25 protein-coding genes are annotated in these 26,252 nt (G+C 48.5%); 3 read left to right on the top strand and 22 right to left on the bottom strand.

Features of this window, described 5'->3' with window-relative positions; all coding sequences use genetic code 11:
- Positions 1 to 42: 42 nt before the first annotated feature.
- Positions 43 to 270, bottom strand: coding sequence for a spore germination protein GerPB (locus tag OHJ21_RS04655; RefSeq protein WP_326118115.1), 228 nt, complete (start codon positions 268 to 270; stop codon positions 43 to 45).
- Between the two features lie 18 nt (positions 271 to 288).
- Complete coding sequence (locus OHJ21_RS04650) at positions 289 to 510, bottom strand: spore germination protein (protein WP_009589476.1); 222 nt, start codon at positions 508 to 510, stop codon at positions 289 to 291.
- A gap of 122 nt (positions 511 to 632) precedes the next feature.
- Between OHJ21_RS04650 and OHJ21_RS04645 the strand changes: the two genes are divergently transcribed.
- Positions 633 to 1,094 carry an Hsp20/alpha crystallin family protein gene (locus OHJ21_RS04645; protein WP_100536531.1) on the top strand — a complete coding sequence of 154 codons (462 nt, stop codon included), beginning with the start codon at positions 633 to 635 and terminating at the stop codon, positions 1,092 to 1,094.
- 221 nt (positions 1,095 to 1,315) lie between these two features.
- Here the strand turns inward: OHJ21_RS04645 and OHJ21_RS04640 are convergent, their stop codons facing one another.
- Together OHJ21_RS04640 and OHJ21_RS04635 are read right to left on the bottom strand one after the other, a co-directional pair.
- Positions 1,316 to 1,951: an NAD(P)-dependent oxidoreductase gene (locus OHJ21_RS04640; RefSeq protein WP_486019368.1), complete on the bottom strand. Its 636-nt coding sequence runs from the start codon at positions 1,949 to 1,951 to the stop codon at positions 1,316 to 1,318.
- Between the two features lie 54 nt (positions 1,952 to 2,005).
- Entirely contained in the window at positions 2,006 to 2,440 is a 435-nt protein-coding gene (locus OHJ21_RS04635) for a MarR family winged helix-turn-helix transcriptional regulator (protein WP_486019367.1), read from the bottom strand.
- A gap of 289 nt (positions 2,441 to 2,729) precedes the next feature.
- On the opposite strand from OHJ21_RS04635, the gene OHJ21_RS04630 reads away from it, so the two are divergent.
- On the top strand, positions 2,730 to 3,668 hold the full coding sequence (locus OHJ21_RS04630; RefSeq protein WP_100536528.1) for an NAD(P)-dependent oxidoreductase: 939 nt from the start codon (positions 2,730 to 2,732) through the stop codon (positions 3,666 to 3,668).
- A gap of 123 nt (positions 3,669 to 3,791) precedes the next feature.
- On the opposite strand, the gene OHJ21_RS04625 is transcribed toward OHJ21_RS04630, so the two are convergent.
- The 13 genes from OHJ21_RS04625 to OHJ21_RS04565 form a co-directional block, all read right to left on the bottom strand.
- A complete protein-coding gene (locus OHJ21_RS04625; RefSeq protein ID WP_100536527.1) occupies positions 3,792 to 4,664 on the bottom strand; it encodes a carbohydrate ABC transporter permease in 873 nt (290 codons plus the stop codon).
- Between the two features lie 21 nt (positions 4,665 to 4,685).
- A complete protein-coding gene (locus OHJ21_RS04620; RefSeq protein ID WP_100536526.1) occupies positions 4,686 to 5,543 on the bottom strand; it encodes a carbohydrate ABC transporter permease in 858 nt (285 codons plus the stop codon).
- A gap of 118 nt (positions 5,544 to 5,661) precedes the next feature.
- Positions 5,662 to 7,008, bottom strand: coding sequence for an ABC transporter substrate-binding protein (locus tag OHJ21_RS04615; protein ID WP_100536525.1), 1,347 nt, complete (start codon positions 7,006 to 7,008; stop codon positions 5,662 to 5,664).
- Positions 7,009 to 7,411: 403 nt separating this feature from the next.
- Complete coding sequence (locus OHJ21_RS04610; RefSeq protein ID WP_100536524.1) at positions 7,412 to 9,013, bottom strand: response regulator; 1,602 nt, start codon at positions 9,011 to 9,013, stop codon at positions 7,412 to 7,414.
- On the bottom strand, positions 9,010 to 10,845 hold the full coding sequence (locus tag OHJ21_RS04605) for a sensor histidine kinase (RefSeq protein WP_394056632.1): 1,836 nt from the start codon (positions 10,843 to 10,845) through the stop codon (positions 9,010 to 9,012). Before OHJ21_RS04605 ends, OHJ21_RS04610 begins: the two co-directional genes overlap by 4 nt.
- Positions 10,846 to 10,920: 75 nt before the next feature.
- Positions 10,921 to 12,456: an extracellular solute-binding protein gene (locus OHJ21_RS04600; protein WP_100536522.1), complete on the bottom strand. Its 1,536-nt coding sequence runs from the start codon at positions 12,454 to 12,456 to the stop codon at positions 10,921 to 10,923.
- Positions 12,457 to 12,520: 64 nt separating this feature from the next.
- Entirely contained in the window at positions 12,521 to 13,390 is an 870-nt protein-coding gene (locus tag OHJ21_RS04595; protein ID WP_015734730.1) for a carbohydrate ABC transporter permease, read from the bottom strand.
- A gap of 2 nt (positions 13,391 to 13,392) precedes the next feature.
- On the bottom strand, positions 13,393 to 14,361 hold the full coding sequence (locus OHJ21_RS04590) for an ABC transporter permease (protein ID WP_100536520.1): 969 nt from the start codon (positions 14,359 to 14,361) through the stop codon (positions 13,393 to 13,395).
- Between the two features lie 59 nt (positions 14,362 to 14,420).
- Positions 14,421 to 15,773, bottom strand: coding sequence for an FAD-dependent oxidoreductase (locus OHJ21_RS04585; protein ID WP_100536519.1), 1,353 nt, complete (start codon positions 15,771 to 15,773; stop codon positions 14,421 to 14,423).
- A gap of 229 nt (positions 15,774 to 16,002) precedes the next feature.
- On the bottom strand, positions 16,003 to 18,519 hold the full coding sequence (locus tag OHJ21_RS04580) for a cellulase family glycosylhydrolase (RefSeq protein ID WP_100536518.1): 2,517 nt from the start codon (positions 18,517 to 18,519) through the stop codon (positions 16,003 to 16,005).
- Positions 18,520 to 18,859: 340 nt separating this feature from the next.
- The gene (locus tag OHJ21_RS04575; protein ID WP_100536517.1) at positions 18,860 to 19,747 is read right to left on the bottom strand and encodes an aldo/keto reductase; all 888 of its coding nucleotides are present in this window, start codon (positions 19,745 to 19,747) and stop codon (positions 18,860 to 18,862) included.
- A 123-nt stretch (positions 19,748 to 19,870) separates the two neighbouring features.
- Entirely contained in the window at positions 19,871 to 20,644 is a 774-nt protein-coding gene (locus OHJ21_RS04570; protein ID WP_100536516.1) for an SDR family NAD(P)-dependent oxidoreductase, read from the bottom strand.
- Between the two features lie 78 nt (positions 20,645 to 20,722).
- Positions 20,723 to 21,226 (bottom strand): GNAT family N-acetyltransferase, encoded by a 504-nt coding sequence (locus tag OHJ21_RS04565; RefSeq protein WP_100536515.1) that lies wholly within the window; start codon positions 21,224 to 21,226, stop codon positions 20,723 to 20,725.
- A gap of 203 nt (positions 21,227 to 21,429) precedes the next feature.
- Here OHJ21_RS04565 and xerS point away from each other — a divergent pair, with 203 nt between their 5' ends.
- Positions 21,430 to 22,512, top strand: a complete 1,083-nt coding sequence (gene xerS, locus OHJ21_RS04560) for a tyrosine recombinase XerS (RefSeq protein WP_100536514.1) — start codon at positions 21,430 to 21,432, stop codon at positions 22,510 to 22,512.
- A gap of 11 nt (positions 22,513 to 22,523) precedes the next feature.
- Here xerS and mobB read toward each other — a convergent pair whose 3' ends face one another.
- From mobB to OHJ21_RS04535, 5 genes are all read right to left on the bottom strand, one after another.
- Positions 22,524 to 23,027 (bottom strand): molybdopterin-guanine dinucleotide biosynthesis protein B, encoded by a 504-nt coding sequence (gene mobB / locus OHJ21_RS04555; RefSeq protein ID WP_100536513.1) that lies wholly within the window; start codon positions 23,025 to 23,027, stop codon positions 22,524 to 22,526.
- Positions 23,024 to 24,316, bottom strand: a complete 1,293-nt coding sequence (locus OHJ21_RS04550) for a molybdopterin molybdotransferase MoeA (protein WP_100536512.1) — start codon at positions 24,314 to 24,316, stop codon at positions 23,024 to 23,026. The genes mobB and OHJ21_RS04550 overlap by 4 nt, the downstream gene beginning before the upstream one ends.
- A gap of 202 nt (positions 24,317 to 24,518) precedes the next feature.
- Complete coding sequence (locus OHJ21_RS04545; protein WP_100536511.1) at positions 24,519 to 25,250, bottom strand: DUF4247 domain-containing protein; 732 nt, start codon at positions 25,248 to 25,250, stop codon at positions 24,519 to 24,521.
- A gap of 10 nt (positions 25,251 to 25,260) precedes the next feature.
- Positions 25,261 to 25,767 (bottom strand): DUF4178 domain-containing protein, encoded by a 507-nt coding sequence (locus OHJ21_RS04540; protein ID WP_127590806.1) that lies wholly within the window; start codon positions 25,765 to 25,767, stop codon positions 25,261 to 25,263.
- Positions 25,768 to 25,797: 30 nt separating this feature from the next.
- On the bottom strand, positions 25,798 to 26,202 hold the full coding sequence (locus OHJ21_RS04535) for a DUF350 domain-containing protein (protein WP_071218177.1): 405 nt from the start codon (positions 26,200 to 26,202) through the stop codon (positions 25,798 to 25,800).
- Positions 26,203 to 26,252 lie beyond the last annotated feature (50 nt).

The following is a 26,252-nucleotide window of genomic DNA, read 5'->3' as shown; positions in this document are numbered from 1 at the left end:
GCCTCCCTGCTCCTTATACAATCTATGCGCAGTCAATTCACCTCATTCTTGTCGGTACAGTTCTTCAGTCGGCGCAGGCAATGGAACCAAGGGATTGTTATTATTCTGAGGCTCAAACTCAGGCGCAGGACCTGTAAAACCGCCTGTGTTATATATATTGGATAATGCCCGGATCTCTCCTGCGGTTCCAATCTGCAGCACCGAAGAGTTTGTTACCGCTTCAACCCGGAGCTGCTGTATATTAATGCATTGATGTACTGTTAGATTCACAGTGGATCACAACCTTAATTAAGCATTAGGCGAATCAATCAGGTCCGGATCAAATGTATTCGTACTGTTGGCCTGGTTGTTTGTTATATTTGTGCCAATACTGTCACCGGTGGTGAACGAGTTGGCGCCGGAATACGCTTTTGTGGTGCTGTTTAAATCAATGACGCCTGTATTTCCAACCAAGACCGTAGAACTGGGGCCCACGTTAACAATTTTCATATTGCCGATAATCGAAACCACAATTCCACCTCTTCATTCAAAATCATACGCTTGGGTTTATTCTATGTGGTTGGATGCCTAGATGTCACTATAACATTCCTTCGCCCATATAATGAAATTACAGAACGAAGGAGGGATATCTAGTGAACTCAAGATCCAAACGCCCCGACTGGTTAACGAAGGACTCCTTTTTCAACAACAAATCTTTTCCATTCAAAGATCTTAATGACCTCAATGAGGATTTTCAGCTGGATCCAACCGTGATTGAGGATTATGTGAAGGATACGATAAGACAAGCAACCGCTGGAAATGAAATGCTGCCTAACCCTTCCACACTTCGATACGAAACGTTTGATACGCATAACTTTCTGGTTGTCAAATGTTATGTACCCAAACGTGTCCATCCGGAAAATTTAGGGATTAAGCTAAATCGAACACAGATCATAATCCATGGTCTACCCAAAGATCAAAGCCAGACCATCATCTTACCGGTCCCCATTCTTCCTGCGCAAAGCATTGCGACCTACAAACAGCCCACACTACAAATTAAGATGCCAAAAATGTCAACTGGCCGATTTCATGATGTCAATATTCGTTTCTTATGATCTGGCCCTTTCCCCACCATTTTCACTATTGGGCTAGGGTCTATACAGGAGGTTGGGGGGGAATTAGATAAAAGTAGCTAGATAAATTGAAGTGGTTCTCTTGTTGTGAATTTTTCATATGATGTATTATTCACTTAACGAATTTTCCGCATTAAAATAAGCTGATTTCATGATGAAATCAGCTTATTCAAGGATCTATATGAAGGTTGTGGCCGGGCCTATTAAGCCTCGGATACTACCGTATAACGCGCATTGATATGCTTCGGCTGTTCAAGTTCATCCAATACCGCGATCGCGTAATCCGCGTAGCTGACATAGCTTTGGCCGCTCGAATTGACAATAACATGGTCCTTGCCTTCTTGATAGCTGCCAGTCCGTTGACCTTTCGGATTAAAGAATGCAGCCGGACTAAGATACGTCCATTTCACATCGGAAGCCTGCTCCAGGTCTTTCAAGTTCTCACCGGCATGAAATGCCGTCGGATAATATTCCTTAGGAAAATCAGGAGTTTCCATGAGCCGCAAGGTTTTGGCTTCATCTACAAACAAGCTTCCGGCACCGCCCATCACAAACAGTCTGGTACTCGTCCCTTTCAGAGCTTTTACCAATACCCGGCCTACTTCCACATATTGAGTTTCCTGCCCGGGCGCCGCCGCAAAGGCATTCACGACGACATCGAAGCCCTGAAGATCGGCATTCGTCAATTCCAGCACGTTCTTCACCAAAATGTTAACACTGGAATCGGAGATCTTGGATGCATCACGTACAATAGCCGTTACTTCATGACCACGTGCTTGTGCTTCCTTGAGAATCAGACTTCCCGCTTTCCCTGTTGCACCGATAATACCAATCTGCATTGTGAATCTCTCCTTTATCAATTGTATGTGCAAATGAGGGAGGAAAAAGAGGCTTTATATTCCCTTTTTCAATATTTCACTGGATTCATGGAGAAGGTTAGTTAATTGTTCGCTATGTTCCTTCCCCAAGAGGGAAACATACTGTCCATACAGCTGTTCAAAATATTGGTTTAGCTCCTGATACAACAGCTTCCCTTCATCCGTTAAGAAAATATGCGTTTCTTTCCATTCGGATTTGCGCTGTACCAACCGCTTCTTCTCCAGCTTATCAATGAACCGGGTGCTTGTGGATGGAGCAATCGATAACTTATCGCTTAGCTCCTTCTGCGTAATGCCGGGATATTGATGGATTACCACCAGCACATAGGAATACGTTGGCGATAAGCCCGCTTTGGCAAAAGCATCCTCCGCCATCTTGGTCATCGAACGAGCAAAGCGATTCGAAGTAAAAAACAAGCATGAGCTTAGTATGGAATCATCGATGTTCATAACCAGTCACCTCTCATTTGTATATACAAATTAACATGCTGCTAATATTTTGTCAATAGCTTTCTTTTGGTTAGTTTGTTGATTCATTTTATCCTTTTCGTCGTAATTAGGTACGGATGCAATCGTATATAGCTTGCTTGTGAGATAGGGAGCGCTTTTCTTCATTATTATGAATTTTTCATATAATGAAATACTCACCTTATTTTTAAGATAAAAAAAACGATTGACCTTGACATTAGTGTCAAGGTCTACACTATATTCGAAGCTAACACCTAAGGAGGAAACAAAGATGGAACCATCCAAACAAAATCAAGGCCAAATGATCGAACCTAAAGTTCGTGAAACTCAGCACAACACCAACAAGGAGCATGTGACCGTGCTCGGGCTCGGCCCTATGGGCCAAGCGCTTGCAGGAGCTTTTATCAAGAACGGCCACGCTACAACGGTGTGGAATCGGACGGCTGCAAAGGCCGACCCACTTACAACACAAGGTGCAGTGCTTGCTCCGACTGTTACGGAAGCCGTACTTACCGGCCAGCTTATTATCATCTGTGTACTCAATTATGATGCAGTCCGCTCCATTCTCTCTCCTGCGACTAGCGCGTTGAAAGGGAAAACCCTCATTAACCTGACAGCCGACTCCCCTGAACGTGCACGCGACATGGCGGATTGGGCAACCGAGAACGGCATTGACTATATTGATGGAGCGATCATGACGCCGATAACGACCATAGGGCAGCCTTCGGCGGTTGTTCTGTACAGCGGGCAAGAAGACGCGTATCGCAACCATCGAGAAACCCTTTCCAGCCTGGGAGGGACCGCTTCGTTCCTAGGCGAGGATCCTGGTCGTGCCGCGGCATATGATGTCGCATTACTTGATGTGTTCTGGACAGCCATGAGCGGCTATGTGCACGCTCTGGCTATAGCACGCGCTGAGAATATTCCCGCAAAAGACATCGCTCCCTATGCGCACAATATCATTAACATTATGCCGGATATCATGACCTATATCGCACAAGATGTGGATCAAGGCGTATACCCTGGTGAGGGCTCGAATCTCATCTCCAATATGACAAGTATGGAGCATATCATCCACGTGGCTGAACAACACGGCATCGATAGCAGTGTCTTAAACGCTGCAAAAGCTATTGCCCAAAGAGCGATCCAAGCCGGTCATGGAGGAGATGGCTTCTCACGCTTAGTCGAATTTAATCGCCCAACTGCTTAAAATACGGATCCGACTATTCTGTTGATTAAAAGTCTAGATGAAATATAACAACGAATAGGCAAGTCAAACAGGTGACGAAAGCGTCCCCTCTTGACTTGCCTATTCGTTGAGTTCGCTGTCTCCTTAACCTTTGACAGCTCCTTCGGTCAAACCTTTCTGAATATACTTCGAGATAAACAGGTATACAATCAGCACCGGAATAACGGTCAACGATACTGCCGTAGCCATCAGACCAAAGTCTGTTCCGTATTGGGAGCTGATCTCATTGAGCAACGCAACGATCGGACGGACATTCTCTTTGTTAACGAAGATCAACGCTGAGAACAAGTCATTGTAAGCCCACATAAATACAAATATGCTTGCCGATGCAAATACGGGCTGCGAGATCGGCACGAAGATCTTAACAAACATCTGCCATCGGTTACATCCATCCATGAAAGCCGCTTCTTCAAGCTCCTTCGGTATGGTTGCCATATAACCGGCAATAACCAAGGTCGCAAACGTCAGATTGCCTGCCGTTTGAGGGAAGATCAAGCCCCAATAGGTATTGACCAGACTGGTTTTGATCAGCAGCTCGTATACCGGAACGACGGTGGCAAACGCCGGGATCAGCAAAGTCGCATACAGAATGGAATAAATGGTGCGCTTACCTCTGAAGTTGAATCTCGACAACACATAAGCGGCTAATCCCCCAAGCAGTAACACCAAAAATACGGTGCTGAAGGACATCACCAAACTATTGATATAACTTCTTCCGATATTGATGCGGTCAAAAGCGTTCTGATAGTTAACAAACACCGGTTCCCATGCGATACCAAAGGAATTATTCATCACATCGCGCGAAACCTTAAACGAGTTGTTCACGATCCAGAATAACGGATAGATGGTTGTTAAGGACCACGCTGTCAAAATCACGTACATCAACGTGGTGCCTAAACTAAACCGACTTTTCCTAACGCGCTGAGTTTTGTGTTCAACGACGATGGTTGGCTCCATAACAGTACACCCCTATAATGCTTAGTATGTAATCTCGTCTCTTTTCAACAAACGGTTGGCAATTAACGCAAGCAGTACGCCAAAGACCACCATGTATATCGCAACCGCTGATCCGTATCCAAAGTTCTGATCAACCATGGCCTTTTTGTACATGTACGTTCCCAGCACTTCCGTTCCATTCTGGCCGCTTGTAATGACCCAGATGAATTCGAACACCTTCAACGTACCTGTAATGGCAAGGGTGATAACAACCTTGATATCACTCATGATGAGCGGAATGGTAAGCATCGTTGTTTTCTTGAGCCCCGTGATTCCTTCCAACTTTGCAGCCTCATAATAATCCGCGGGGATTTTGGACATGGCGGTCAAGAACAGAACGAAATAAAAGCCCACATAATGCCATACCGTTGGAATCGATACCGCCTTAAGCGCATTCTTCGCATCCAGCCATAAAATCTTCTCAATGTTGAAATTGGCCAGCAAATTGTTCAGCAAACCGAAATTGTAATTGTAGAACAATACAAATAATAAGGAAATGGCAGTACCGGAGATGACTACCGGGAAGAAAAAGACAGTCCGATAAAACCCTTTGAGCTTGGAAATGTTATCTACCAGGACGGCCAACACAAGTGCAATCCCAACCTGAAACACGATAACATACAGCATGATTTCCAGTGTGTGCAATGTTGCAGCGCCAAGCAGTTTATCCGTAACAAGTCTCTCATAGTTAGCCCATCCCACAAACTTTTTGTCAAAAAAGCCGCTTGTGCGATAAAAGCTGAGATACAAACTCTTGAAGAACGGATAATATAGAAAGATTGTCATGATGGCCGCTGCGGGTAACAAAAACAGCACAATGTACTTGCGATCACCCTTCATATTAATCACCCTTGATGTTTATTTTTCTTCATCGTCCATGCCTCAAATGACTACGCCGCCCAAATGAAGCAGAGGGGCGGCGTAACGTCACTTTTATTTCTACCGTTTCTTATGAAAACTATTTTTTGTTGGCATCCTCGGTTTTCTTCGCTTCTTCGATCGCTTGAGTAGGAGTTTTCTTGCCTTCCACTACAGGCTGAACGCTAGCGCGAAGGTTACCAAACGTTTCTTGCGAAACTTTGCTGTCAACCGGAGCGCTGATGGAAGCTGCTTTAGCTGTCATAGCGAAACCGTCAAGAGCTACTTGCGGCAATCCAGTCACTTCAACGTCAGCAGCAGGTGTACCGCCGTTAGCTGATGCGATTTTTTGAATGGAGGCCGGGGAAGTCAGGTGCTTCAGCAAAGCGATTGCCGCTTCTTTTTTGGCTGCGTCATCATAAGTGGCCTTGGAGAGGTAGAAACCGGAACCGAAACCGCCTACGATATCGTTACCGCTGCCAACGCCGCCAGGAACCGTAGGGAATGGCAGAACTGTAGAGTTGTCACGAGTATCATCGCTCCAGCCGCCAACTGCCCAAGATCCTTCGATGGTCATAGCAGCCAGTCCTTCACTGTAATAGTTGCCGGACATGCTCAGGTCGATCGTTGCCGCATCTTTAGGGAATGCGCCAAGGTCATACAATTCTTTCATAGCCGCATACGCTTTTTCCCAGTTTGGATCGATGCCGTCAAGCAGACCTTTGTTTTGGCCTTCAGGACCTGCCGCAGACAAAATCGTGTGCTCGATCAGGTAGTGGGATTGGTCAAATGGTACGGACAAAGGAATGATGCCTTTGCCAGATAACGTTTTCACAGCTGTGGTCAATTTCGCCCAGTCTGTTGGAAGCTCCAGACCGTTTTCTTCGAAGATTTTTTTGTTAACGAACAAGCCTTCATAGAAACCGGTCAATGGTGCAGCGTAAATGTTACCGTCTTTTTGCTTGGCAAGCTCAAGTGCATCAGGAATGAAGCCGTTCTTCCACTCAGCGTCAGCGTCAAGAATTTCGTTCAGCGGGACAACCTTACCGGCATTGACGAAACCTTCTGCATCAGCCCCGATGAAGTAGAACAGCAAGTCAGGCTCGTTGCCGCTGTTCATGTCGGTGTTCACTTTCGTTCTGAAACCGTCATCATTTGCTGACATGGTGTCGTTGTCTATCTTCACGTTCGGATGCTCCTTCGTGAATTCATCCAACGCTGCCTGGAAGGCTTCGCGAGCTGCGTCAGTTCCTCCGAAAGTCGAGAACACGCGGAGTGAAACCGGAGCGGCTTCATCCTTCTTCTCATCGGCTGGCGGAGTCGTTTCCGTCTTCGGAGTATCTCCTTCAGCAGCAGGAGTGTTGGTGCCACTGCTGTTACCGCATGCTGCGAGGAACATGGAGAGCAACAACATCACACTCATGAGTAACATGGAAGTCCTTTTCATTTCTAATCCCCCTAAGTATTTTTTCAGAACCTTATGTAAATACTTGCTGTCTACCAGAATTTTATTCCAAGCCCTACTGGTTTCAAAGGGGGACATTCATCTTTGGCAGGGGGAAATTTTTCCATATTGATTTTTATCCGCTTCATAGCTCCCTTTTTTAGAGTAGGAAAATGCGCTAGGTAACGGAGAAGTTAGGCTAAAACTAAGAGTGGTTAGATAAGGATTGGTGATAGATTTTTTCTATTGTGAATTTTTCATGTATTGAAATATTATGATCTCATGACTTCCATATTGACTTCTTTCAAAGCACAGCAAAAAAAGACCAACCCCTTCTAAACGGTTGGCCCTACCCCTGAATCCCCTCATATTCATTCATCTATTCTCGGATGAGCGAATCTAATCTCTAACCCTGCTTAATCTCACTCGGCAGGACCCCCCAATACTTCTGAAATACCTTCGAAAAGAAACCGCTATTGATGTACCCAACTTGTCTCGCAGCCTGCCCAACCTGTCCTCCCTCCTGGATGAACTGCTTGGCCAGCGTCATCTTGCGTTTAAGCACATATTGGGAGAACGACTCACCAACTTCATGCTTGAATAATCGGCTTAAATAGGACTTGTTTACATATAACCGATCCGCGATCAAATTCAGGCTTAGATCCTGACCGATTTCCTCGTCGACAAGGACAAGCAGACGCTGAATCAATTTATGTCCGCTTGGCTGAGGGCGCTTTTGCGAATGGGTCGTAATCTTACGTACGATCCGGTGCAGGGTTTGCTGAATTTGTTCCCTTGAATGAAGGTTCAGCACACTGTAAAAATATACGGCATCCTCCCCCACCATCTGGCGCAGGTTCCACTGTTGTTCGCGAATGACGCGAAGCAAACCATGCATGAGATAAAGCAGCTTCTCCTGTACCTCCTCTACCGCAGAAGCATGCCCGAACACCTTCTCCAACAATCGATCAAGCGCCGCTTCCGCTATTTGAATATCTCCAAGCTCGATTCCTGTTTCAAGTGCTCTTTCATCAGAGGCAATCGTTAAATTCGCCGAACCATCTTCCCCGAGTTCATCCGCATAAGGGATCGCAAGGTCATGTCCGTATACGACCCTTTTCCGAAGTGCATTCTGCGCCTGGGCATATAACATGGGCAGATGCTGCAGTCCAGTCGCGATACTGCTGATTCCCGCACTAGCTGTCACTTTCAGACACTCTTTTAACGTGGACAACACTTTGGTTGTGGTAAAGCTGACACGAAGCTGGAATTCACCTGGGACCTCCTCCGGCCTGCTATGAAAAATAATGACCGTAGAGCCCTTCGCATCCTGAAACAATTCGGAATCCATGCCTGATATCACGTCAAACGCAATGCTTCGCAGTGAAAATTGAAGCAGCGGTGTGTCCTCTGCCCGAAATCTCCCCCCGTCAATCAATGGATCCGGCTCCAAGACAACAACGGATAATCGTCGTTCCGCTTCAAACGGGATCAACAATTCCTTGCTTCGGCTTTCATATTCCCAATCGGCAAAGGAACCGGAAATGCAATGATTATAAAAATTTTCCTGCAGTCTCGGCAGATGATTCCTCCATTTCGAGAACAGCATCTCATAGTTATGCCGCTTCTCCAACTCGCTTTTCAGGATAGCTGCCGCTTCCAGAACGGCCTGCAGGATCTCCTCATTGCTTGCAGGCTTAATCAGGTATTTGAGTACGCCGGACTCCATGGCAGAACGCGCATATTCAAAATGTTCATAACCGCTGAGGATGATCATTTTCACCATTTCGTTGGACTCGTGAATCCGCTTCGCCAATGTGAGTCCATCCATTTCCGGCATCCGAATGTCCAGCACAATGATATCCGGGCGGGTCCGTTCCATCATTTGAAGCGCTTCACTCCCATTCTCCGCAAGAGCAACCACGTCGATGCCGTTCTCTTCCCAGGGGATGGTTCCCGCCATTCTTGCCCGGATACCGATCTCATCTTCCACGATCATTAAATTCATGCCCCGTCCCCCTCCATGTACCGGATACTTCCGCATTCAACCCGCGGTATATACAATCGAATACGCGTTCCTTCCAGTTCATCACTATCAATCACTAGATCTGCCTTTTCCCCGTAGTGCAGTTTCAGCCTGGATTTCACGTTCCTCAAACCGTATAGTTCCGCGTCCATCCGGTCCCTTCCCGCTGAGAGATCCAAATTCATCATGGAGATTCCATCCAGTTGCTGTTGAATATACTGCAGACGATCCGGCGCCATTCCAACACCATTATCCTTTACTTCGGCAACGAACCATTCCCCGTCGTTCACTGCAGAAATTTCGAGTGCCCGGCCGCCATGTTTGCGCTCAAGCCCATGCAAAATCGCATTCTCCACTAACGGCTGGAGCAGCAATTTAAGCAGCAGGATATCTTCCGTACCTTCTCCCATCCGATAAGTGACTTCAAAGTCAAATCGTCTCTGCTGCACTTTAATATAATAGGTCAGATGGTTGAATGTCTCCGAGACCGTGTAGTGTTCCTTTCCCTTACCCAGGCTGTATCTCAAAAACTTGGACAAATTGATGACCATCTCTCCCACATCGTCGGCGTCGCTTAATACCGCTGCCGAATAGATCGAATCCAGCGTATTGTACAGAAAATGAGGATTGATCTGCGACTGCAGCAATTTAAATTCCGTCTTCGTCAGCAAAATCTGCTTCTCATACACATCTTCGATCAGGTGCCGCTGCGCACTGGCCAGATGATTGAACGTATCCATGACATACCCGAACTCATCCTCCCTTCGATGGATGATCTGGGTATCGAGCTGCCCCCTCCTCATTTCCTTCATCGCGGCAACCATCTTCTTCATCGGTTTGGATATGCCGCTGTAAACGATCCACGATATCCATAACGATATCAACACGCTTACGGCGATGATCAAGTACGTCCACCCTTGCAACGTATGCGATTCCTGCAAAATATCCTTCTCGGGCTGTACCATGACGAGTTTCCAGCCCGAGTCCTGTGACGTTACCCGAACCATAAGCATACGCTCAGGGTAACCCGGGAGATGGGCTGCAATCAAATCCTTGCCTTCGTCCGGCCAGGAGGGAGGAGTCGCAGTGCTGCTTGTCGTCGTAGCAATTAATTTCCCATCCTGAGTAAACAGAAAAGCCTCTGCACGACTGCTTGGAAGCAAACGCCTCAATTGGCTCACAAAATAATCCTTGCTTAGCGGCAGTATAACGATATTTTTGTTCCGTTCAGGATTGAGTAAACTCATCCGCCTCATAACCACCATGACGTTCTCGTTATAGATCGGGTCTATCATATGGTTCGCATTGTACCGGTTCTCTTCCGGGAAGAATATCGTGATTTTCCCATCGGCTTCGATGGCCTGCTTGACCCATTCCAGTTGCTCCGGATTCTGTTCTTTTTGATACCCGGTGGTTGACAATAATATGCCGGAATCATAATGAAATAGGGACGCCTTCGGAGCCATCCGGTTAACCGAGGAGATGGCGGCGATTTGCTGATCAATCCACTGGAAATCCAAAATCGACTGCGGCGTGAGCACTTTGCCGGCGTATTCGAATCTGCGGTTAATGTCATAATTGTTCGCAAGGACCGTGGTCAGCTCATACACCCCCTGCATCGTAAGGTCCACATAATGGACAACGGATTGCATGGCGCTTTGCGTACGATCGCCAATCTGATTTTTTAGAATCGTGCGCGAGCGATGATTGGAAAAGGTGGATATCACAACGAGGGGGATAAGGATCAGAATAAAATAACCGGTAAGCCGCAGCTGAATCGATTGCCTGAAACGGTTTTTCCATGTTCTGATCATTTTAGCATCATCCTTGTCTACATAAATCAAAGTGAAGGTGCCTCTAGAGGAAGCCCCTTCACTTTGTTATTCAGCTTATTTGTTCATCTTTGCATAATTCTCGTTCACCTCAGCGGTGATGGATTCACCGCCCTGGCTCTGCCACTGCAGCACGTATTGATCGAATGCTTCGACCGGCACAGTCCCCATGATGATCTTCGTAAATGTCTCCTGCATCAGCTTGGTCAATTGCACCCCGTTCTTGCCCATGCTTGGCGTCGGGGGTCCATTGTATTCGTTCTGGATCAGGTTGCTGCTGATCCGTGTCACGTTATCCTTTAGCTTGAATTCAGGACCGAGCGCATCAAGCCGCTGATAGTCAAGCTCCTGATCCCATGGAGCGGCATAGTCCAAAATGTTGTTGCGGTAGACGTGCTTGTTGTGCTCCTCAAAGTCCATGACCAGCTTGCCGTTTTCCCTCTTCGATATGTTGTGCTCAGGCAAGCCGAGTTTGATTGGCTCATGGCCTTCGCCATTGGCAAAATTGAACATTTTGATGACGTCATTCGCCTTCTTGCTCTTTGCAGGCACGATGCTGTAGCCCATCACCATGCTGGAGGCAAGGACGCCTGACTTTCCCTCCTGGCCCACCGGATAGTCAAGAGGGATCCATTCCGCCTTTGGATCGTTTGTCTTATTCGTCAAGATCGGCCCCCGCGTATCAAACCAGGTTGCCGAGAACAGGCCGGCTTTGCCGCTGGCTACTTTCTCTTCGATATTGTTGTTCTTGTTCAGTGCCCATTCCGGATCGATCAGCTGTTCTTTATAGAGGTCCGCCAGAAACTGGAGAGCTTCCTTCGTTTCTGGCAGAATGGTGGCATTCACCAGCTTGCCGTCTCTCATCACCCATTGATTGACCGCAGACGCACCATTGAACGGTACACCGAAAGAGCCGAAGAATGGCGCCGATCGGATGAGATTTTCCCCCATCAACAAGCCGACCGTGTCATCCTTGCCGTTACCGTCCGGATCATTCTGAGCAAATTGACGCATCACATTCACATATTCATCCAGCGTCTTCGGAGGCTGCAATCCCAGATTGTCAAGCCAATCTTTACGCACATACATCAAATCGTTACCTAGAATATAATTGACCGCTGGCACCGCGTAGATGTTACCGTCCACCGTAACGGAGTCCCACGCTTCCTGTGGAACCGACTTCTTCAGATCGGGACCTGACGCCTCGATAGCATCATTCAGCGGCTGCAGCGCCTTTTGGTTTACCATGTTAATGAACCAGGAAGCATCCTGTGTAAATACCATGTCGATATCGTCGCCGGATGACATCATCACATTCAGCTTGTCCTGATAGCCGTCGGAGGGCGGGTATACCACATGCACGTCGATATTGACGCTATCATTGACGTATTTTTGATAGGGGTTGTTGTTCTCGTTCATACCGTCCAAAAATTTACGACCAAAGTTAGGCTGCACAATATTGATGGTCTGCCTTTTGCCGACTTCTCCTGAATCGGGACTGCCAGAAGCCTCCTTCCCGCCTCCGCATCCACTGAGCAAACCGGCCGCTATAGCGGAGATCACCAATCCTGACAACATGTTTCGCAATTTCATACTTTCAGCCCCTTTATATAAAAATATTACGAAATGTAAACGGATACAAGCACAATATGTCCTATTACCCCTTGACCGAGCCGATCATAATTCCCTTCACAAAATATTTCTGAAGGAACGGATACACGAGCAATATTGGCAATGTACTCGCTATCAATGCTGCGGCTTTCAGCGACTCCACCGCCAGGAGCTGACGTTCCAGGCTATCCGTCGTATTAATGTTCGATTGCCCCGACATCACAAGCTCCCGCAAATAGATTTGCAGCGGCTTTAAAGAAGAATCGGTAACGTACATAACCGCATCGAAGAAGGAATTCCATTGTCCGACCGCATTAAACAAGGCGATTGTGGCAATCACCGGCATGGACAGCGGTACTACGATGCGAAATAAAATCCCGAGATTGGACGAACCGTCGATTCTTGCGGATTCCTCCAGTTCATTCGGGATGGACTGAAAGAAATTTTTCATGATGACCACATGAAATGCGTTAACAGCACCCGGAATGACGTAGGCCCAGAAGGTGTTCATCAGATGCAGCTCCTTGATTACCAGGTATGTCGGGATCATCCCGCCGCTGAACAGCATGGTAAAGACAATGAGGAACATGATAGGACCGCGGCCTTTAATGTAATATCTTGATAGAGGGTACGCAAGCAGCATGGTCATGACTACGCTGATGAGGGTTCCCACAACCGTCCGCTGCACGCTGACGAGAAAAGATTGAACGAACCCGGGGTCATTGAACACCTTCACGTAAGCTTCCGTCGTCCATTCTACCGGCAGGAAGGAGACTTCGCCGGATACAATTGCCCGATAACTGCTGAACGACTGGGCCAGAATGTGAATGAAGGGCGCCAAAGCCAGAAGCCCAAAACAGGCAAGCGCAAAGTGATTGATGCCGCTGAACCATTTTTCTCCCTTTGACATTTTCATAATCAGTAGATCCCTTCTTGACCCGTTCTTTTAACGGCTTTATTGACGATAACGACCAGCACCAGACTGATGACGGATTTAAGCAATCCAACCGCAGTCGAATAACTGAACTCGGACTGACCGATACCAATCCGGTACACATAGGTCTCAATGACGTCGGCAACATCATATACGAGCGAGTTATACAGAACGAATATTTGTTCAAACCCCACATCGAGGATGCTGCCAAGTCTAAGCAGGAACAGCACGATGATCGTTCCTTTAATGGAAGGAAGGGTTACATGCCACAGCTGCTTCCACTTCCCTGCACCGTCCATGACGGCTGCCTCATACTGCTGCTGGTCGATGCCCGCGAGAGCAGCAAGATAGATGATGGCCCCCCAACCGACCTCCTTCCAAATATCGCTGATGACCAGCACCGATCGAAACCAAGCCGGATCCGCTAAGAAAAACACGGGTTCGAATCCAAGCCATTTCATGATTTCATTGACTGCGCCCGTTGCGGGAGACAGGACGTTTACCAATATACCGCCTAAAATGATCCAAGACAGAAAGTGCGGCAAGTAAGCAAGCGTTTGGATCGTCCGCTTATAAAACATGCTGCGGATCTCATTGAGCAGAAGTGCTAGGATGATGGGACCCGGGAAACCCCAGAACAGCTTATATAAACTGATAATGACCGTGTTCCAGAACACCTGATAGAATTGGGGATCATGAAACAGCCGTACAAAATGGTCGAGTCCTACCCATTCGCTGGCATTAAATCCTGCAAATATGCTGTAATCCTTAAAGGCGATCACAATCCCCCACATCGGAAGGTACTTAAAAACGAGAAAATACACGATACCAGGAACCATGATCAAGTACAAATCCCAATATTGCCTGAGGTTTGCGAAACGTTTTTTGTTTAAGACCGTATCGGTGCTGGTGCCGGACGGTCTGGGCACGGTGACAGCCTTATGTTGTGCCACGGCATTCACCTCTCTTTTGTTGTCTTGTCGCTATGAAAAAAGAATGGATTCGCTTCCGCCTAAACTTCAGCAAGCTCGCCCAGCCAGGCCCCTTGCTCGATGAGAAGACGCTGCAATTGTTTGATATCGACATCCCGGGATGTACTGCCCGTCTTTGCACAGATGGCCGCGGCTGTTCCCGCTGCCTGCCCCATTGCAAAGCAGTTGGGCATTACCCGAAGCGAGCCCTGTACGACTCGGTCAGCGGAGGCGGCCCGTCCCGCAACCCACACATTTGCCAAACCTTGAGGAAGAAGGGAACGGTATGGAACCCCATGCGACCGACCGGGGGGAAGATGGCGAATTTCCATATTTTCTTTGCTGGTTGCCATATGGATATCAATAAAATAAGCATTTCTTGCAATGTCGTCTTCAAAGCTTCGCATGGATATAAAGTCATCCTGAACCAGCATGTAGTCACCGACGATGCGGCGGGTTTCACGTATACCGATTTGTTCGCCTGTGCTGACCAAATGGGCGTCTTCAAATCCGGGTACATACTTCCGCAGAAATTCGACCTGTATTTTGACCAGCTTTCTGCCTTCTACCGCAGCCTTCGTGAGATCTTCCGTCTTCGTTCCGTCCACGCCGAACACATGCCCGAAGTTGACCCCAACCAAGTAATCGGACACCCAGGCAAAGCCGGAGACTTCTTTCCGGCCGGGAGGCAGATCGCCGTTGCTCTGCGCTAACTGAACCGCTTGCGGAATTTGTCCGGTGTCACCGCTATCCCTCATATATTGCCTGAAGCGCTCCCGGTTCACGTTGGTTAACAGGTAGCACATCGTCCCCGGCTGCAGTTCGCCGCCATCCCCGCCTTTCTGGAACGGAGCGCCGGCCAGCGCCGCAATATCGGCGTCACCTGTGGCATCTATGACGTACTTGGCCTCGACGATCGATCTTCCGGACTTATTCAGAAGCACCAGACCGTTCACACCATGCCCCCCAGAATTCATGACCAGCTGTCCAACAAATGTATGGAACAGAACCTTGGCTCCGCTCTCAAGCAGCGCTTCATCGTACACCCGCTTCAATACCTCAACGTCAATCGGAACCCAATCCAGCTGTTCTTTATATTCCGTGACATAAGAAGGTTTACAATTCGCTTTCATTCGCTCCATCAGCTCGAGCCCGATACCGCGAATGACAGGCTTCTCATGGTCGGTAAAAGGACAAAAGGCAGGAACCAGTGCCGTCGTGCCCATACCTCCTAGAAATCCCCTTTGCTCAATCAGCAACGTATTTGCTCCATTATTGGCGGCAGCGATGGCAGCGGCAATGCCGGTCGGCCCTCCTCCGACGACGACGACATCAACCTGGTTCATAATAGGCAGTTCTTCCGGCGGCAGCGTCCATGTTCTTTTCGTTGTCATGTTTAGACCCTCCAGTTGGTAAACTCGAAATGTCCCGATCCATTCGGGTATACCTACATTTTAGATCCCCATGGCGGTCATGATTAGCACACGCTGATGACATTCACTGTTCGGATCATGACCTTTTCATGGGCTTAAAATAAAAAGAGCTGATTCACAGGCAGGAACCTGCGAAAACAGCTCTTTAACGAACACACTCATCCAAATTCGTTAGAACCTTATTTTCCTTTTATGAATGAACGCTCCCGGGTTTATCTTTGCACGGTTTATCCTTGAGTTTGCTTCCGTGGTTAGTTTGTTGGTTACTCGGCTTGCCTCTATCAGGCTTCTCGCCGCCTGGGCAGCTGTTACCCGGACGATCGACTTCCGGCGTACCGGAAACCGTGACGCCAGGAGACTTATTCCCTGCCTCATCCACCGTTCGGATTCGATACGCGTAGTCCGTCCCATTCACGAGCCCGTTTATTGTAACGGTTTGTACGCCTTTGCCTACATGAACCGCTTCAGCTTCGGCTTTTGCTGCACCTTCTTCCAAAACGACGACTTGGGCGAAATCGTCATCCTCCGGATCCGTCCAGTATAAGGTCAGCTGGCCGTCCCCTTCCACTACCGCCGCGTCATTCACTTCCTTCGGTGCCGTGTCGTCGTTGTAGCCTGTCTCCATGTCCATAACCCTGGCGATTTTATCATTCGGATTCACCGGTATCCCTTGCCATGAAGGCTTCGTTATATTTAAGCGCAAGGCTGTCGTTTGAAGTGTTTCGAAGTGCATATCATTATACTCGCCATAAAAGCCGTCCATGTCATTATCGACAACGGATGCCACCGGCACCCATACGGTTCCGTCCCAATAATCTACGCTAAAATCACGGATATGCCATTGTTCGCCGCTCGCGGCTCCACTCCAAATTTTTAAGTAGTTGAGTTTTTGCGGAACCGTCCATTCCATTTCAATAAAATGGCTCTCTTCCTGCCCTTGAGACAACCAGCGGGTGGATAGATTTCCATCAACGGCATATTCCTTAACGTTAGATCCGTTGGTTGAATCCACAGTCAAAGCTGCGAGCTGGGCTATGTTGCGAACGGTTATCGGTCCGAATATTTCAGACGGCTCCGAGGCACCGCCCGTGTTTTTGGCCGTAATTCGGTAATAGTACGGTATGCCGCTGCTTGCGGACGCATCCTTGAACGGTTGATCTGCTTCCTCGAGATCCGCCCCAACCACCGACCAAGGTCCATTTGGCGCTTCAGCCCGTTCGATATCATACGATTCAGCCCATTCTACCGGGTACCAGGTCATGGAAGCAACTGAGGTAAAAGGTATCCACATCGGCTGATCCGGTACCGGTGGAACTGAAGAGGCGGTAATTGGGCCAACGACATTCGAAGGCTCCGAGATTCCGGCTCCGTTCATCCCTTTTACCCGATAATAATAATTCATTCCTTCCGCAGCCGTCGTATCTTGGAAAGGCCGAAAAGGAATATCACTATCCAGTACCTGAGTGCCTATGATGGTCCATGGCCCATCCAGGTGCTCTGCTCTTTCGAATTGATAGGATTCCGCCCCCGCAGATCCTCTCCAGGCGATGCCAAGCACCGATTCGATCGACAGTAGCTGAGGTGCGTCAGGTACTGGCATCGGCGGGACCGGCAGTCCGCGGATTTCGTGGGCTTTTTCGCGAATCATGGACATAATCGCCTTTTCGTCATAGGTTTCACCCGATGGAAAGCCTGGCCAACGGAAATCACCTTCCTTGTTGTAAAAGCCGCCGTCCTTGTTGTGAGACTTCAACGTCCATAACAAGGCTCCGGATGTACCATTAGCGATCGCCTCATCAGCCGTTCGGGTCAGATTTGTCCTGTTCGACTGTCCAAACTCCCCGATGACTAACGCTTTTTTACCCAAACTCAAGTTTCGGTCCGCAGCAGCACGCAGCGCATAATCAGCTCCTCCGCTCTCATAATAATGATTGGATACGATATCCACATTGGGATCCTCAAGGGAAGCCTGACTGATACCGTACCGTCCATCCATTACGATGTGATTAGGGTCCATACTTTTTATATAAGCACTCATCTCCTGTGTCCAAGCATCCGTCGGGTATAACTCATTGCCGGTTTCCCAAGCAAGGATGGCTTTGTCGTCTTTATATTTGATGCCGGTATAAGTATTCGTCCTGTTCAGCACATAGCTAACCAGGTGTTTATAATCTTCCTTCAATTCGGGATCGGTGTAGAACTCCTCGGCGGTCTTCCCCCGAAAACCTGCAAACTGTTTTATTCCTCCGACATGCTCCCATGTATCGATAAAAGGAATAATGACGCGGATATGATACTCATTTGCCAGTCTCAGCACATGGTCCAGGTCCCGAAAATAGTCTTCATTATACTGCCTTAAGCCGGTTACATGACTTGGCTGATCCCCATTGGCGGTTCCCCCTTTGATCGTGAACGTATAAAGCCTGACTACAGTGCCACCTATTTGCTGCAAGGATCTAAATACATCCTCCTGTTCCCATGGATCAGGGCGATGCCATACGGGAGCTGGCATATACGTGAGATTTGAGCCGTTCATGGATATGAACCGGAACTCCTTCTCGCCATCGATCAATCGATCCCCGCTGCGCGTGATAAAGTTCCATTCTTTTGGCGGTACGCCATCCGCTGCGGCGGTTAAACCTACACGATCCATTCCTCCCAACATAAGCAAACATACAAGCATGACAGAAATCCAATGTCTTCGCATTCTTCTTCATTCCTCCTGTCCCTACTTCGATTTGAACAAAAATGGCTTCCCGTGATGTAAGCGGTATCATTTTTGTTGTTGATCTAAATTATAGGGACACTTGCGCAAAGTTGTTAGGTTGCGTTCATGACTTGTCCTGTTCCGCTGATGACTTTTTCGGAATGCAGCTATTAAAGGAACCCCTTATATGAACTGGTGGTTCGTGTCCATATCAAAGATACAAAGGACTGCCCTTCCGTTAGAGCTGTATCTTACCTGGTCCAATACATATCGACACCCCGCTCCTGTCCGCGAAAAAGAGCCTGCCGAGAGATCTCGACAAGCTCATCTTAGACCATTTCTATACCTTGCCCACCCAATCCTTACCGGCAACCTCTCGCCAGCGGTTGCGGATCGACTCGTAAATCTCCTCCGGCAATAGCCCTTTTTCCAGCATTGCGGCATTTTGTCCCCACCGGTCCGGATTTGCCGTGCCAACGATGGCAGTTGCTACACCCGGCGTGCTCAGCGTGAATCTTAATGCCGTTTCAACGCCCTGCTGAACATCCGCGAGAAAATCGTAATTCAATTCGCCTAACCGGACCCAATAAGGGTAAGCATAATCCTGTTCGCTCAGCGATTCGTTCTTCCAGGCAACATTGGCTACCGGACGTTTGGCAATAATCCCTATTTCCTGCTGCATGGCAAGCGGAAGCGTGAGATCGATTGCCTCTTGGTCGGCAATGTTCAACGAAGTTTCAAAGCTGTCGAATACGCCGGTTTGAAGAGCATAGAGCGCATCGGTTGAATCGCCGCTATAGCCGATGTACCGCGTTTTGCCCTGCTCCTTAGCTCTTCGTAACACCTCGATCACTTCGCCCCGCCGCAGGATCTCTTCAGAGCAGCTGTGAAGATGGATGACATCGACGTGATCCACCTGCAGTCGCTTCAAGCTGCGGTCAATGCTCTGCGCAAGCATCACGGGATCCCAATCCGGATAGTCCAAACCGGAAGCGTGGCCGCATTTCGTAAACAGGTAATAATCATCTCTTCGACCTGACAATGCCTTGCCGATCAATTCCTCGCTGTGGCCATAACATTCCGCGGTATCAATCATGTTAAGACCCGCATCAATAGCGCTGTGCAGCAGCCGGTCCACCGTCTTCTGATCCGACTGGCCGATCTCGGCGCCGCCAAATCCCAGCACACTAACCTGCATGTCCGTACGTCCAAATGCTCTTCGTTCCATTTTCCTTCACTCTCCTCCCTGTTAATCCCATTCATCATTACCCGATCCGAATAAACCTGAAAGCTTTTTTTTCATATCATTCCGATTTCACGATTTTCTTAAGTTTGAAAGAATACTCCCCTGCTAAAATCCATATATGCTAAGTCCGCCATCCACCAGCAGCGTTTGCCCGGTCATGTAATTGGCAGCCTCGGATGCCAGGAAAACGACAGGTCCCACCACTTCTTCCAGACTTCCCACGCGCTTAAGCGGTGTCCGGTCCAATATGGCCTGCATATAAGCTTCATCACTAAGGAGCTTCTCTGTCAGCGGAGTCCGGAAATACCAAGGTCCGACCGAGTTGACCTGAATTCCATACTGCGCCCACTCCATCGCAAGCACCTTGGTCATATGGATAAGAGCCGCCTTCGTTGATCCATAGACAACGCCTGTGCGAAGGGCGGTATGTCCGCCTACGGAGGAGATATTGATAATTCTGCCATTTCCCTGATCTTTCATAAATCGAGCAGCCGCTTGAGAAGCTACAAAAGCCGACTTCAGGTTGGTTTGTACAATCAAGTCCCATTCCGAATCCGTCACTTCCAGCGCAGGCGTACGAATGTTCATGCCGGCGTTATTCACCAGTATATCGATCCGTCCTGTCTGATCTACAAATTCGCGAATCGCCCCCTCGATCTCTTCCCTTATGGTCAGATCACCCGGCAGCACAAATGCTTGACCCTGGTTCAAGCCATGGATCAAGTTTGCGGTCTCCTCCAAATCGCTTTTGGTTCGGGACATCAAGCCGACATCACATCCGGCCTCTGCCAAACCTACGGCAATAGCGCGTCCGATTCCACGTCCCGCCCCTGTTACAAAAGCTTTTTTTCCTTCCAGATTAAAGCTCGGTAAATACATCCGAATCCCTCCTAATCATCTTTTTGTAACCAGATTCAATAATCCACGTTGAGCGTTCATTCGATCCGTGTAAACATGTTAGGAATTGAAATATTGCGAAGGATTATGACGAACCGGATCAATATATTCCTCATATCGTCCGCCCGTATAAGATTCAATGACTTTTCGCCAAAAAGCCTGCGCCGGCAAATTGCTGCTGACTTGCGTCACCTTCCAGCGTCCCTGGAACTGATCGAACAGACAGGTCGCCGCCCAAGTCCCCAATCCCGTACGCCGATATTTTTGCATAACAAAAAATTCCGTCATGTAATAGTCCGCTTCTGCGGCGTCATCCATCCGCTCGATCAAGGCAAACCCGGCTGGCCGTTGATCAAACGTAATCAGATACGGGTATTTCCGTTCCCTTTTTTTCCAGAATTCATCCAGATCCGGATAGGGCAAAAACAGCCCTTGATCATTCACCGAAATATCCAGATACTTGGTAAAATCATATAAGTACAATTGCATCAAGTTTACGATAACGGCTTGTTTTCGCTTGGGAACCAGCTCAATTCCCATGCGTTCCGATCGTTCTGAAATCATGCTGCCGCCTCCCTGGGCATATCATCTATCATTTTCATGCTTCATATCTTCATCATAGTATCCGCTCATAGTGAAACACAAGCGCAATATCGATCCGTGAGCACGGTGATCTGACACCTTCAAGCACGATAGACTTTCCATATGTTACACTAGTAATTAATGACACAGGTCATCGCTATAAAGACAATCATTCGAGGTGGAACATGAATATACAAAAAGATATCGACCGTGCAAGACTCGATGAGAAATCGCCGGACATGCCTTGGTTCGTACAGCAATTTATCGACTACAAGCTCCCGGATCTCTCCCCCTCCACCCTGCTCGAATATGTAAGGGATTATGAAACGTTTTTTAACTGGCTCCGGTCGGAGGGGCTGTCCCAAGCAACCTCTAACCGAGAGGTGACGCTGCTTGAGCTGGAGACGCTGCGCATGGACAGCATCACCAGTTATCGATTATATCTGACTACGCGCCGGGAAGGGACCAACTCGAGAATCACGGTTTCCCGCAAGCTCTCATCGCTGCGCTCCCTGTTTCATTATTTAAGCCAGATTGCAGAGGATGAGGATTTTTATCCGCTTCTCAAGCGTAACATCATGGCTAAAGTGGAAATTAAGCGAATTCATAAACCCAAAGATACGGCTGCCAAGTTAAAAGGAAAAATATTGGAAGAAGAAGAGCTTCAGGATTTCATTACTTACATTCACGAAGGTTATGGGCTGGATGTGGAGCAGAACAAGCAGGCGCTCTATGCGCATGAACAAAATAAAGTCAGAGATGCCTGTATCGCCAGCCTCATATTAAATTCCGGTCTTCGTGTATCCGAAGTGGTCAATTTGAATCTTGCAGACATCGACCTGAACAATAAAATGCTGCATGTCTATCGTAAAGGGAATAATGACGAAACCTTTAAAACCCCGGTCTACTTCCGTGCTCAAGCCAAAGACGATCTTGAGTATTACCTGCAGCTTCGGCAGGCTCGCTACAAGGTGCCAAAAAAAGAAAAAGCTCTGTTCGTTGCACTGCGTAACGGCCAGAACGAAGGGCAGCGCATGACCAAACGGGCGATTCAGGCGATGATCATCAAATACGCCAAGCGTTTTGGCAAGCCATCCCTGACCGTGCATAAGCTGCGGCATTCGTTTGCAACCGACTATTATCTTCAAAATGATATCTACAAAACCAAAGAACAACTGGGACACGCTTCTACCGAGACAACCGAAGTGTACGCCCACTTAACGGACAAAACCATGTCCGAGGCGATTGAACGCCGCTCTGAAGATTAACCACAGCTTGTTTATAATGACAGCAGCAGCGACGTGACCCGCTCCGTGTCATTCCAAGTAAACAGGGGAACCGCTAGCCGCTGCTGTATCTCATGCAGGGCCGTCGGTTCCTTTAGCATTTCAGGACGCACCACGATACCCCTGATCTCCTCAACTTGATCCAGCAGCCCAATGTCCTCCGTTCCCCGCAGCAGTACGAGCTTCGGATAAGGCTGCATCTTATAACCTTCGACAAGCACCAGATCAAAATCGCTGTACAAATGGATCAACGACGCAAGTTCCAGCTCCGTTTCCATCAGCATCGCCGTACGCCCCGGTGAAGCGATGGCGATCCCCTCGGCTCCCGCCTCACGGAATTTGTACGTGTCGGTCCCTTCGTGGTCCATTTCAAATCCGTGGCCATCATGCTTGATGACGGCTGTCCGAATGCCGTGCCGTTTCAACTGTGGAATCAAGCTGGCAATCAACGTTGTTTTGCCACTGTTCTTATAACCGCAGATCTGGAAAATCTTCATGTCCAGGCTCCCGGCAGAACGAGAACTTGTACGGTTTGGCCTTTAACCGCACCTCGAAGCTCTGGCGGAATCACAATTAAGCAGTCACTGTCTTTGATCGTGATCATAACACTCGATTCATCAAGGGATGCAGGTGTCGCTATAAGCTTTCCATTTGATACCTCAAGGCTCCCCCGGACGAAACGGGTAAAGTTATTCACTTTCGAGTAATCCGAACCCAACTCTGCCGTCCATTCGGTTAAAAACAACTGCTCCATGCCAAGCATCTTTCGGATCGCAGGTCTGACAAACAACAGAAAGCCCACATAACATGCCCCCGGATTACCCGATAGCGCGAAGAGCAGCTTACCCTCCTTCACAGCCGCGGTTGTCACACTTCCGGGACGCATTGTGACTTTATTAAACAGCATGTCCAGACCGCCGGAAGTCACCAGCTCGCCCATAATATCGTAGTCGCCTACAGAAACGCCGCCTGTCGTAACCACGATGTCATACACCTGGAGCGCTTCCTCCACCTTCTGGCGGGCAAGCTCGATATCGTCCGGGATCGCCTCCATAATCACCGGCACACCACCGGCTTCCCGAATTTGCGATGCAAGCATATAGGTATTGCTGTTTCGGATTTTACCGGGTTCAAGCGGCTCGGTGATGTCCAATAGTTCGGTGCCCGTTGAGAAAATCCCTACTACCGGCTGTCGATACACTTCTACCTGATGTATGCCGAAGGTAGCCAGAACCGAAATTTCTCCAGGCCCGATGAGAGTTCCCCGGCGGAGGATCAAATCACCTTCCTGCAGCTCGAATCCGAGGGGAGTGATATTCTTTCCCTTCTCGATGGACCGCTTGAAGCCTACATGGGTTAGGCCATCATCTTCGACTCGAAGCTCCGTCGCTTCAAGCATAACGACAGCGTCTGCCCCTTCAGGGACTTGAGCGCCTGTCATGATGCGGGAAGCCTTGCCTTGCTCGATCGGGATTGCAGATACATATCCGCACGGGATCTGGTCGACAACCTCAAGCCACACCTTTTCCCCTAGATCGCATGCCGCCAAATCCGCTGATCGAACGGCATAACCGTCCATGCCCGAACGGGCAAAAGCCGGAAACGGGTGGGGGGCGATGACATCGGAAGCAAGCACACGTCCATCACTCTCCTGCAGCCGAATGAGCTCCTCCTGACCAAGCCCCGCATAAGAAGCGGCAAGCGCTTGCGCGTCCGCTACCTGTAATGCGCGCCGATCAAATTTATGATTTTGTTTCTTAGGCGATATCGAATGATTATCCTTCACAACGCATCCCTCACTTTCTGACTCAAAGAAAACTGACATTCTTACTGTACTACATTCTGAACAATCTTCAAACCGAGCACCAGGTCCCCTCAATGCCTCCGGCTCTATAAGCAATATAGGAAGACACCAATCGGGTGTACAATTTTTATCTGGACAAAAAAAAGCGCATGGTCACCAGACCATGCGCTTGAAACTTCTTGCATTACCTTCGTCCCCTTCGGGAAATTTTGCCGGAGCCGATTCGGGTCTTCGGCTTCTTGTACGATTTCTTCGGCGAATCGAACAAACCTCCGCCGCTTTCGCCGCGCTTGATCGTGCCGCGGTCTCCGCTTGTATCCGGATTTCGTCGGAACAGGCTTCCGCCGGTACCGGCAGAATCCTGACCGCGCCGGGTAATTTTACCGCTCCGGTCCACCGTCAGCGGCGGAGCGATCTTCTTATCCTGGCTTGTCGGCTTCTTGTAGTTACCTTGTGCCGGTTTATACACATCTTTACTTGTATAACCGCGGTAACCTCCGCCGCCCATCGAATCAAATAAGTTCCCGATCAGAACGGCTGTTAAGTAGCCTTGCAGGAAACTTGAATCATAGTTGCGCTGAACGTACTCTTTGGAATCGATTTCGATCAGCGTATCGGTCGGCTTCTGGGGATCCTGCTGCAAATGGTAATACTCATCCCCATACACCAGAAACATCCGCTCGCTATCCTCAGGAGACGATTGATCCGGCGTGTTTGCCGCCATGAGCTCGCCTGCAACATCGGGAACGCTTTTATCAGCTGCCCGGTACACATAGGACGTTGCATTTCCGTCTCGATTGACGGATTCCAGCGGATAGGTATCTTTGATATTCGGCGCTCCGCATCCACTCAATAATGATACGAACAAACTCAGCACCAATATGATTTTTATAGATATAAAAGAGCGTTCCTTCATGCCACCACTCCTAAGTCGCCCGGATAACTCGAACGTCCCCCGGTATCACTTTCTCGCCTTCATACAACATAAACCGTCCATTCTGCCATTCAATTCGCAGCAGTTTGTAATCATCCGATTGGTATTGCCATACATGCTGCTCCCCACTTTGAGTAAACGCAGTGCGACCGGTAATCGAAACATGTCCCCCGTATTCCTCTTCCAAATGAAATACATGATCGTCCAAATCGATGATGGAGGGTACCTCATCCGGAGAATCCAGCCGTCCATCAATCGGCGAATACAAGGCATACTGAACCGTCTCGCGCTCTTCGATATGAAGATAAGCAATGGTGCTGCCATCCTGCAGCGTTAAGACGACTGCATTGCGACCGCGATTGTGCACGCGACCCGTGACTTCATAAGTGACCAGAGACACTTCGCAAATATCGCCGGGAGCCAGCTGCAGCATGCTTTTCTCTACCTTGGGCGGCTCCGGCTTACTAAATAAGTTGCTGATTCTTTTCCACATACTCATCTTTCCTGTCCCCTATCTCCATTATGCGTTCTATAGGCAAGCGGTAATAATTAACGCTCCAACCACATGCAGCGATCCTGCAAACAAGCCGTATCCCGTCTTACCCTCGCGGGTGCCTTTATCAAGGTTCAGCTTGCCGAAATTACGCAGCATGAGCTCTGTCAACGATTCGAGAACCAACAATATGATAAACGAAATGATCGATACCACAATCGCCTCAAGCAGATGATATGATGTTCCGATCGACACGGATAAAATATATCCTTGTGCGAACAGCTTCAGTATCAGTCTTGTGGTTACCGCCATATTACCCGCTTTCACTTCTTCAAGATCGTTATATTTCGTGAACAGGGAATCCACAAACATCAAAACAAACAACAGCAGTCCACCGACAGCTGTCCAAAGCAATACACGCAAGATCATATCAAAATCCATCGCTAAGCCTCCACATTCAACATACGAAAAACTCCTTAAGCCCCGGACTG

It is taken from the genome of Virgibacillus sp. LDC1, assembly GCF_025792345.1.
Taxonomy (GTDB): domain Bacteria; phylum Bacillota; class Bacilli; order Paenibacillales; family Paenibacillaceae; genus Paenibacillus_AQ; species Paenibacillus_AQ lautus.
The sequence above is the reverse complement of the archived record's forward strand: the minus strand, read 5'-3'. Positions and strand labels throughout refer to the sequence as shown.